At 65.9% G+C, this 8,231-nt stretch carries 8 protein-coding genes, 1 tRNA gene and 1 pseudogene; all 10 read right to left on the bottom strand.

Annotated elements, in window-relative coordinates; genetic code table 11:
* Positions 1-476 (bottom strand): FHIPEP family type III secretion protein (locus AC1DYI_RS20685; RefSeq protein WP_477206014.1); only part of this gene is annotated, 476 nt, incomplete at its 3' end.
* Entirely contained in the window at positions 473-1,576 is a 1,104-nt protein-coding gene (locus AC1DYI_RS20680; RefSeq protein ID WP_477206013.1) for an EscU/YscU/HrcU family type III secretion system export apparatus switch protein, read from the bottom strand. The genes AC1DYI_RS20685 and AC1DYI_RS20680, both read right to left, overlap by 4 nt.
* A complete protein-coding gene (locus AC1DYI_RS20675; protein WP_477206012.1) occupies positions 1,573-2,334 on the bottom strand; it encodes a flagellar biosynthetic protein FliR in 762 nt (253 codons plus the stop codon). The genes AC1DYI_RS20680 and AC1DYI_RS20675 overlap by 4 nt, the downstream gene beginning before the upstream one ends.
* Before the next feature lie 17 nt (positions 2,335-2,351).
* A complete protein-coding gene (locus AC1DYI_RS20670) occupies positions 2,352-2,618 on the bottom strand; it encodes a flagellar biosynthetic protein FliQ (RefSeq protein WP_477206011.1) in 267 nt (88 codons plus the stop codon).
* Positions 2,619-2,808: 190 nt separating this feature from the next.
* Entirely contained in the window at positions 2,809-3,213 is a 405-nt protein-coding gene (locus AC1DYI_RS20665; RefSeq protein WP_477206010.1) for a hypothetical protein, read from the bottom strand.
* A 177-nt stretch (positions 3,214-3,390) separates the two neighbouring features.
* Positions 3,391-4,785, bottom strand: a complete 1,395-nt coding sequence (locus AC1DYI_RS20660; protein WP_477206009.1) for a phenylacetate--CoA ligase family protein — start codon at positions 4,783-4,785, stop codon at positions 3,391-3,393.
* 71 nt (positions 4,786-4,856) lie between these two features.
* Positions 4,857-4,949, bottom strand: a tRNA-Ser gene (locus AC1DYI_RS20655).
* Positions 4,950-5,013: 64 nt separating this feature from the next.
* Positions 5,014-6,306: an aspartate kinase gene (locus AC1DYI_RS20650; RefSeq protein WP_477206008.1), complete on the bottom strand. Its 1,293-nt coding sequence runs from the start codon at positions 6,304-6,306 to the stop codon at positions 5,014-5,016.
* A gap of 181 nt (positions 6,307-6,487) precedes the next feature.
* Positions 6,488-7,795 (bottom strand): tRNA lysidine(34) synthetase TilS, encoded by a 1,308-nt coding sequence (tilS, locus tag AC1DYI_RS20645; RefSeq protein WP_477206007.1) that lies wholly within the window; start codon positions 7,793-7,795, stop codon positions 6,488-6,490.
* Between the two features lie 22 nt (positions 7,796-7,817).
* Positions 7,818-8,231: pseudogene (locus AC1DYI_RS20640) on the bottom strand (acetyl-CoA carboxylase carboxyl transferase subunit alpha); the annotation flags it as partial.

Here is an 8,231-nt window from a genome sequence, read left to right as displayed (position 1 = left end):
GCATCGATGCTCATCTGCTGGCCGGGCATGCTGTCCAGCGTGAACCGCGCGGCGACCTCGGACACACGTTGCGCGCCGTTCGTGACGACGACGTACTGCACCACGATCAGGATGAGGAAGACGATCAGGCCGATGACGTAATTGCCGCCCACCACGTACGAGCCGATGGCAGCGATCACCTTGCCGGCGTCGGCCTGGGACAGAATCAGCCGTGTCGCAGCGACGTTCAAGGACAGCCTGAACAGGGTCGCGATCAGCAACAGCGACGGGAAGGTCGAGAACTCGACCGGCCGGGCCATGTAGAACGTCAGCAGCAGAATCAGGAAGGCAAAGCTGAAGTTCGACAGGATTAGGAAATCGAGGATGGCCGACGGAATGGGCGTGAAAAGCACGACCAGGACGCCCATCACGAGCGCCACCATCGCCACGTCGCTGTGTCGCCCCCACGGCGACTTCGAGACTGCTTGCGCGGTCATGCCAAACTTTCCTTCACGCCCATCCGAGCCTTCTTCATCGCAATCACCCAGACCATCAGGCGCGCCACATCCGCATAGAACTCGGTAGGAATGGTCGCGTCGATGCCGGTCTTCGCATGCAGCGCTCTGGCCAATGCGGGACTGCGCAGCACCGGGATCCGGTGCCTGGCGGCGATGGCGCGCATGACGGCCGCCAGCGCGCCCGCGCCCTTGCTTACCAGCACCGGCGCCGCCATTTCGCCGTGCCGATAGCGCAGCGCGACAGCGATATGGGTGGGATTCGTGATCAGTACGTCCGCTTGCGCGGTCCGTTTGACCGCCAGGCTACGCTTGAGCATCTCGCGACGCAGCTCCCTCATCCGCTGGCGGATGCGGGGGTCACCTTCGCGGTTCTTCGTCTCGTCGCGCATCTCGCGTCGGCTCATGCGCATATTCTTGGCGAACTCGCGCCTGGTGAAGACGACGTCAAGCAAGGCAATCAGGCAAAGCACGAAGGCGATCCGGATCGCCAGCGACGACACATCGCGCATCAGCAGACCCACATAGCCGTAGGAGGTCAGGCCGACGAGCTGGTCGAACTGCGGCAGCATCGCCTTGAGCGTGACCACGATGACCACCGTCAGGATCACCAGCTTGAGGATGGCCTTGAAGGCATCGAACAGTGTGCGCAAGGACATGACGCGCTTGAAGCCGGTCATCGGGTTCAAGCGCTGCCAGTCGGGCTTGATCGGATGCCAGGACCACACCGGACCGCCCGTCTGCGCCATGTTCGCGAGCACCGCCACGATCATCACGGCCGCCATGGCCGGCAGCACCAGGCCCAGGCCCAGGTGCAACACGTGCGCGCACAGATCGACCAAGCGCCAGCCCGAATCGGTCTGGCTGGCCGAGGCCTTGGCAAAGCCAAGCAGGTGGCGGTCGAGCTTGAAGAGCTCGATCAGGTCGCCCCAGGCGTTGCTGTACAGCAGAATGCTGGCCGCCGTCAGAACCAGCGCGCCAACCAGGTCCGCGCTCTTGGCCACTTGGCCGCGCTTGCGCGCCTCGGACAGTTTGTGAGGCGTCGCGTCTTCATTCCGGTCGAAGTCCTGCTCGCTGCTCATAGCCAGAGCGCTCCCCACATCGCAAAGCCGGTGGTGTAGGCCCTGGCCATTGAAGGACCACCGACGGTCGCCCACATGGCCAGCGCACTCAGGCCGACGACCACCTTGATCGGCACGCCGACCACCAGGGTGTTCATTTGCGGCAGGTTGCGCGACAACACACCCAGGCCCAGTTCGACCAGCGTCAGGCAGAAGACGACCGGGGCGACCATCGCGAAGCCGAGACTGAACATCTGGCCCGCTTGGCGCGCGACCGCCGGCAGCATGGCCACCATGGACCACGCCTGGCCGGCCGGGACGGATTCGATGCTCAGCGCGATGCCACGCAGCAGCCCATGGTGTGCATCGAGCAGGAAGAAGCCGACCAACGCTAGCTGCGTGAACACTGCGCTGAGCACCGGCTGCTGCTGCCGCGTCATCGGATCGAAGACCTGGCCCATCCCGAAGCCGATCTGCACGTCGATCAACCGCGCTCCAACCGCAAAGATGGCAAAAGCCATATTCACGCCCAACGCCATCGCGGCTCCGAGCGCCGCTTCACTGAAGCACGACGCCAGCAGCTCGCTGCTCGTCGGCCAGGTAGGCGCTCCATGGACAGTGCCGAGGGCCAGCACAGCCGCCCAGCCGAGCACAACTGCCACACGAACCGATGGCGGCACCATGGCGCCGCCCAGCGGTGGGGCCATCAGAACCAGCGTTCCGAGGCGCACCGAAAGCAGCAGCGCAGCAACCAGCCAACCGATGTCCAAGCCCGGCATCTAGAAACCACTCTCGGTTAGAACATTGCCGGGATTCCGGCCCAAAGCCGGACTGAGAACGCAGACAAGGTTCTCAGCATCCACGGGCCGAAGACGACCAGCGTCGCCGCAGCGACGACCAGCTTCGGCACGAAAGTCAATGACATTTCCTGAACTTGGGTGACCACTTGAAGGATGCTGATGAGCAAACCCACGAGCATCGTCAGGCCGAGCACCGGAGCGCACACCAGCAGCCCGGTCCAGAAAAGGTCCCCCAGCATTTGCAGCGCCATGTCAGCGTGCATGCTCACTCTCCCTCGATTGAGTCTTATCGTTCGGAACGCGGAGCGGAGTCTAAGTGCTCCTGTCTGCGTCGAAGCAGCGCAGAATGCGCAGTGCCATTGATCTGTTCAACGGTTTAGCGCACTCCGGCCGCAAGTCGTGAAAATATACCGAATTTTGGACGGCAATTCAGCTGCTTCGACCCTCACCCCCTCACTTCCACTCAAACAGCTGCCCCTTCGTATGCCCCTGGGCATCGACTTCGTACTCGAACAGGCCGGCGATGCTGGTCAGTTTCGAGAACGTCGGTGACTTGCTGTCGAAGTAGATGGCGCCGCGGTACTTGATGCTGCCGTCCTTCTGCAGCAGGCCGACGCCCTGGCCAGTCCAGGTGGCGGTTTCGCCCTTGTCGCCCATCACGATGCCCTGGCCTTGGCCAAAGAGTGTGCCGTCGGCGCGCAGCGCGGCGATGTAGGTGCCGGTCTCCGTCGTGGTCAAGCCCATCAGCTTGCCGGTGCTCTGGAACGAGGTTTCCATCGTCGGCGGGCCGCCGGGGTTCGGTAGCACGCGCTGAGAGATGACCTTGCCTACGCCTTCGCCGATCTTTTCACCAAGCATGTTGTGCTCCTGTGCCGCGGCAACAGCAACTGCCCGGCGCAGGCCCGCGGCCCCTGCCCGGCAGCGCGCAGCAAAGATCCCTCCTGCCGCGTGCTGTGCACGGTAGACCTGTGCCCGGCGCGGCACAAGCGGCTTGCTGGTGGCGTCGTGGTTATTCGCTGGCTGGCCCAGCCGGCTTCAGCGCGACGGCGTGGCCAGGACCCGCAAGACCTTGCCGCTGCGGCCCCGCTTACCGGCCTGGTGGCTGTGGCAATGGATCTGCACCTCCGGCACACCCTGGGCCGCCAGGAAGGTCTCCAGCGCCTTGCGGGCAACCCGCAGCTGCTGTGTGACCTCGGCGCCACCGCGCGCGGTGGAGAGCGTCAGTTCAGACGGGCCCTGCTGCCGCAGCTGAAAGTCGAACAGGCCGGCTTCTTCTTCCAGCACCGTGCTGATCGCCAACGGCAACACCGGCACGCGCCGCCGGCCGCGGCCGGCCAGCCGCAGCGTGTCGTCGCGCCGGCCCTGGACGTCGATCACCGGCAGGTGCGAGCCGCAGGCGCACGGTGCCGCAGCCAGCTGCACCTGGTCGCCCAGGTCGTAGCGGACCAGCGGCTGGACGTGGTTCGCCAGATTGGTCAGCAAGGTGGTCGCGCTGGCATGGCCTGGCGGCACGGGCCGCCCATGTTCGTCTACCGGTTCGAGGATCAACCAGTCGCTGTTCAGGTGCAGCCGACCTTGGCTGCATTCGCCCGCCATCGGCAGGAACTCGGACGCGCCGTAGCTGTTGCGCACACCGCAGCTGAAACCCCGTTCGATGCCGCGCCGCATGGCCGGCGTCAGCGTCTCGCCGCCGGTCCAGATTTCGCGCAGGGCCAGCTTCAGCCGCCCCTCTTCCTGCGCCTGAGCCAACAGCAGCGCAGCGCTGGGGTAGCTGGCCAGCACGGTCGGCCGCAGCGCCTGGACTTCAGCCAGCAACTCGTCGAGAGGCCGCAGAAACGACACGCAGTGCAGTCGGGGTGCGAGCATCGGGCTCAGGCGCCGCAGGCGCTCCATCGACACGACGCTGGCGAAGTGGCCGCCGATCGCGCCGACGAAGACGATGCGCTCGCTCATCAGCCACGGGTCCAGCAGGCGGTGCCAGAGCGTGGGGGCTGGGCGGCGCACGCTTTCCAGCGCGTCGTAGACACCCATGGCATGCCGGTCTTGCACGAAGACGCCCGGCTCGCCGGTGCTGCCCGAGCTTTCCCACACGGTGAAGCGGCCCAGGTACGACTCGCCGACCTGGGTGCTGTCGCGCATGAAGCGCTGGACCTCGTTCAGCTTCAGCGCCGGGTCGGTCACCCAGTCGTCAAAGTGGCGCATCAACTCGGCCTTGCGAGTCACCGGCAGGTCTTGCAGTCTTGCATCCGCTGCTGCGGGGGCATTGCCCAAGGACTCTCGGAACAGACGCGAGCCCTTGGTCGCAGCGGTCAACAAGGCGCGCAAGCGTTGCGCTTGCCGCACGRCGATGGCCTCGCCATCAGCGCGCGAAGCCGACCACACATCTGCCGCCACCGCGCTGGTGAACCAAGGGTCGATGGGCAACAGCATGGCAGGTGCTTCGCAGTCCCCAGGAAGACAAAAGGGGCGCCAAGTAAACCTGGCGCCCCTCGTCGTTTTGGTGGCGGAGACGAAGGGATTCGAACCCTTGATGGAGTTTTAAGCCCCATACTCCCTTAGCAGGGGAGCACCTTCGGCCACTCGGTCACGTCTCCAGCCGAAGCCAGCATTCTAGCCTGATGATTGGGCGTTTTTGCCGCCCGCTGCAGATCGTTGCGCTTATTCCTCGTCGGACGACGTGGCGACTGCCGTCGGACCGTCGAGTTCGAACACCTTGTGCAGCGCGCGCACGGCCAGCTCCATGTACTTCTCGTCGATCACGACCGAGGTCTTGATCTCGCTGGTGCTGATCATCTGGATGTTGATGCCCTCTTCGCTCAGCGCGCGGAACATCTTGCTCGCCACGCCCACGTGGCTGCGCATGCCGATGCCGACGATCGAGACCTTGCAGATCTTCGGGTCACCGATGACGGTGGCCGCGCCGGTGGCCGGCTGCACCTTGTTCTTCAGCAGGTCCATCGTGCGCTGGTAGTCGTTGCGGTGCACGGTGAACGAGAAGTCGGTCTTGCCGTCGTGCGAGACGTTCTGGATGATCACGTCGACGTCGATGTTCGCGTCGGCCACTTCGCCGAGGATCTGATACGCGATGCCGGGCTTGTCGGGCACGCCCATCACGGTGACCTTGGCCTCATCGCGGTTGAAGGCGATGCCGGAGACAACGGCTTGTTCCATCTTGACGTCTTCCTCGAAAGTGATCAGGGTGCCGGACTTGGCTTCCTCGTTGATGTCGATGTCCCAGGGCGTGAAGCTGGACAACACGCGCAGCGGCACCCGGTACTTGCCGGCAAATTCCACCGAGCGGATCTGCAGCACCTTGGAGCCGAGGCTGGCCATCTCCAACATCTCTTCGAAGGTGATGGTGTGCAGGCGGCGCGCTTCGGGCACCACGCGCGGATCGGTGGTGTAGACACCGTCCACATCGGTGTRGATCAGGCACTCGGCGGCTTTCATCGCAGCGGCCACGGCCACGGCGGATGTGTCCGAGCCACCTCGGCCCAGCGTCGTGATGTTCAGGTCTTCGTCGACACCCTGGAAGCCGGTGATGATGACCACTTTGCCGGCGCTCAGGTCGGCGCGCACGCGGGCGTCGTCGATGCTCTGGATGCGCGCCTTGGTGTAGGCCGAGTCGGTCTTGATCGGCACCTGCCAGCCGTTGTAGCTGACGGCTTCCATGCCTTCGGCCTGCAGGGCCAGCGACAGCAGACCGACCGAGACCTGCTCGCCGGTACAGGCGATCATGTCCATTTCGCGCAGCACAGCCGGGCTGTGGCTGGCGGGCGCCACCTCTTTGGCCAGGCCGAGCAGGCGGTTGGTTTCGCCGCTCATGGCCGAGGGCACCACCACCATCTGGTGGCCGGCGCGCGCCCATTTGGMGACCCGCTTGGCCACGTTGCGGATGCGCTCGGTCGACCCCATCGAGGTGCCGCCGTACTTGTGAACGATCAGTGCCATGGCCTTGTCGAGAGTGCTCGCTGGAGTTTCACAATCGGGAATGCCGCAGGGCTGCGGCCGCAGCGCCGCCACAAAAAGCAACAGCGCAAACCCGCTGAGTTTAGCTGCTGCGCTGCAGCAATCCCTAAGACGTCACCAACAAGAAAACCGGGCTTCGCGGCTGGCGAAGGCTGCGCCGAAACTATGCCGCCGGTTCCCAGCGGATCGCCAGTTGCGGCTCGCCCGGGGCGGCCAACGCCCGGGCATCGATGCCCAGGCCGGGTACGAAGATCACGTGATCAGTAACGGCCGCGATCGGGCCGTGGCGCTGCCAGGCGGGCACGCCAAGCGTCTGGAACTGCTTCTTCAGGCTGCGCGCCGTGCCGCGCGGGGCGAGTTGGAACTGGTCGCCGGGTTGGCGCTCACGCAAGCCGGCGTGGGCCAGCAACGCGAGCGATACGCCGCCCTGCTCCACCGGCACCAGTTCGAGCGTGCCGCCCCAAGCAGGCAGTTCGGTTCGGCCGGGCTGGTCGAGCCGAACCGGTGTCGGGTTCGTCGGTGCTGTGGGCGGCGCCAGGCTTGCCAACGCCAGATGCCCACGGTACAGGCGCAGTTCAGACGATGCGTCCACGGGCCAACGCGCCGAGCGAGCACGTGGCAATTCGGCGAGCAAGCGCTCGATCAGCGTCTCACGAACACCCTCTTCCACCGCCGGCCGAAGCCAGTGGCGAAGCACCGCCGCCCGCCGAGCCGTCGACAGCGCCATCCACGCCGCCACGCTGATCCCGGTACCCGGAGCGTCCTGCAGTGCTGCGAGATCGGCACTCGCCACCTCATCGACCAACTCCGCGGCCTGCTGAGTCAGCCGTGCCGCCTGAGCCAATGCCGCTTCCGCCTGCGGAAAGGCCGCGAGCAGCGCCGGCCACACGTCGTGCCGCAGCCGGTTGCGGTCGAAGCGTGTGTCCTGGTTGCTGTCGTCGTCGATGTGGGTGAGCCGGTAGCGGGCGATGTAGGCCTCGATCGCCGCGGCCGGTTGGTCGAGCCACGGTCGGCACCACAGCAGGCCTTCGCGCTCGGCTTCGCGCGGCATCGCTGCCAGGCCTGCAGGACCAGCGCCACGCAGGGCTTGCAGCAACAGCGTCTCGGCCTGGTCGCGTCGGTGATGGGCCAGCAGGACCACATGCGCTCCGGCCTCACGCGCCATTTGCGCGAGTGCGGCGTAGCGCCCGCGGCGAGCCCAGGCTTCGATACTTTCGCCGCGCGCCGGAGCACCGGCCAATCTCGTTGTGATGAAACGCACCGGCAGGCCCGCGCGGGCCCAGCGCGCGCACTGCCGCTGCAGGTGCAGTTGCCAGCCGTCGGCGGCCGGATTCAGACCGTGGTGCACATGCAGTGCCACKACCTCGATGCCCTGACCTTGCGTCGCACGCGCAGTGGCGTGCAGCAACGCGGTGGAGTCTCGGCCGCCGCTGGCGGCCACCGCCACGACGCGAGGCTCGGCGCGGCTCATTCCCGCGTCGACGTGCTCGCGCTCAGCGCGCCGTCGTGTCGGTGAACCGACCGTAGCTCTTCAGGCGCTGGTAGCGGCGCTCCAGCAGGTCGGCGGTGTTGAGGTCAGCCACCTGGCGCAACGCGTCGACCAGGCCACGTTTCAGTTGCGCGGCCATCTGCTTCGGGTCTCGGTGGGCGCCGCCCACCGGCTCGTTGACGATCTTGTCGATCAGGCCCAACGCCTTCAGGCGGTGTGCGGTGATGCCCAGCGCCTCAGCCGCATCGGACGCACGCTCGGCGGTCTTCCATAGGATCGACGCGCAACCTTCGGGCGAGATCACCGAGTAGACCGAGAACTGCAGCATCAGCACCTGGTCGCCCACGCTGATCGCCAGCGCGCCGCCGGAGCCGCCTTCGCCGATGATGGTGGTGATGATGGGCACTTCGAGTTGTGC

Source organism: Ideonella sp. P3_A4 (assembly GCF_056403075.1).
The sequence above is the reverse complement of the archived record's forward strand: the minus strand, read 5'-3'. Positions and strand labels throughout refer to the sequence as shown.

Bases quoted from the DNA above. Each gene is read 5' to 3' on its own strand.
- AC1DYI_RS20680 (WP_477206013.1), bottom strand. From the start codon at position 1,576: ATGAGCAGCGAGCAGGACTTCGACCGGAATGAAGACGCGACGCCTCAC.
- AC1DYI_RS20675 (WP_477206012.1), bottom strand. From the start codon at position 2,334: ATGCCGGGCTTGGACATCGGTTGGCTGGTTGCTGCGCTGCTGCTTTCG.
- AC1DYI_RS20670 (WP_477206011.1), bottom strand. From the start codon at position 2,618: ATGCACGCTGACATGGCGCTGCAAATGCTGGGGGACCTTTTCTGGACC.
- AC1DYI_RS20665 (WP_477206010.1), bottom strand. From the start codon at position 3,213: ATGCTTGGTGAAAAGATCGGCGAAGGCGTAGGCAAGGTCATCTCTCAG.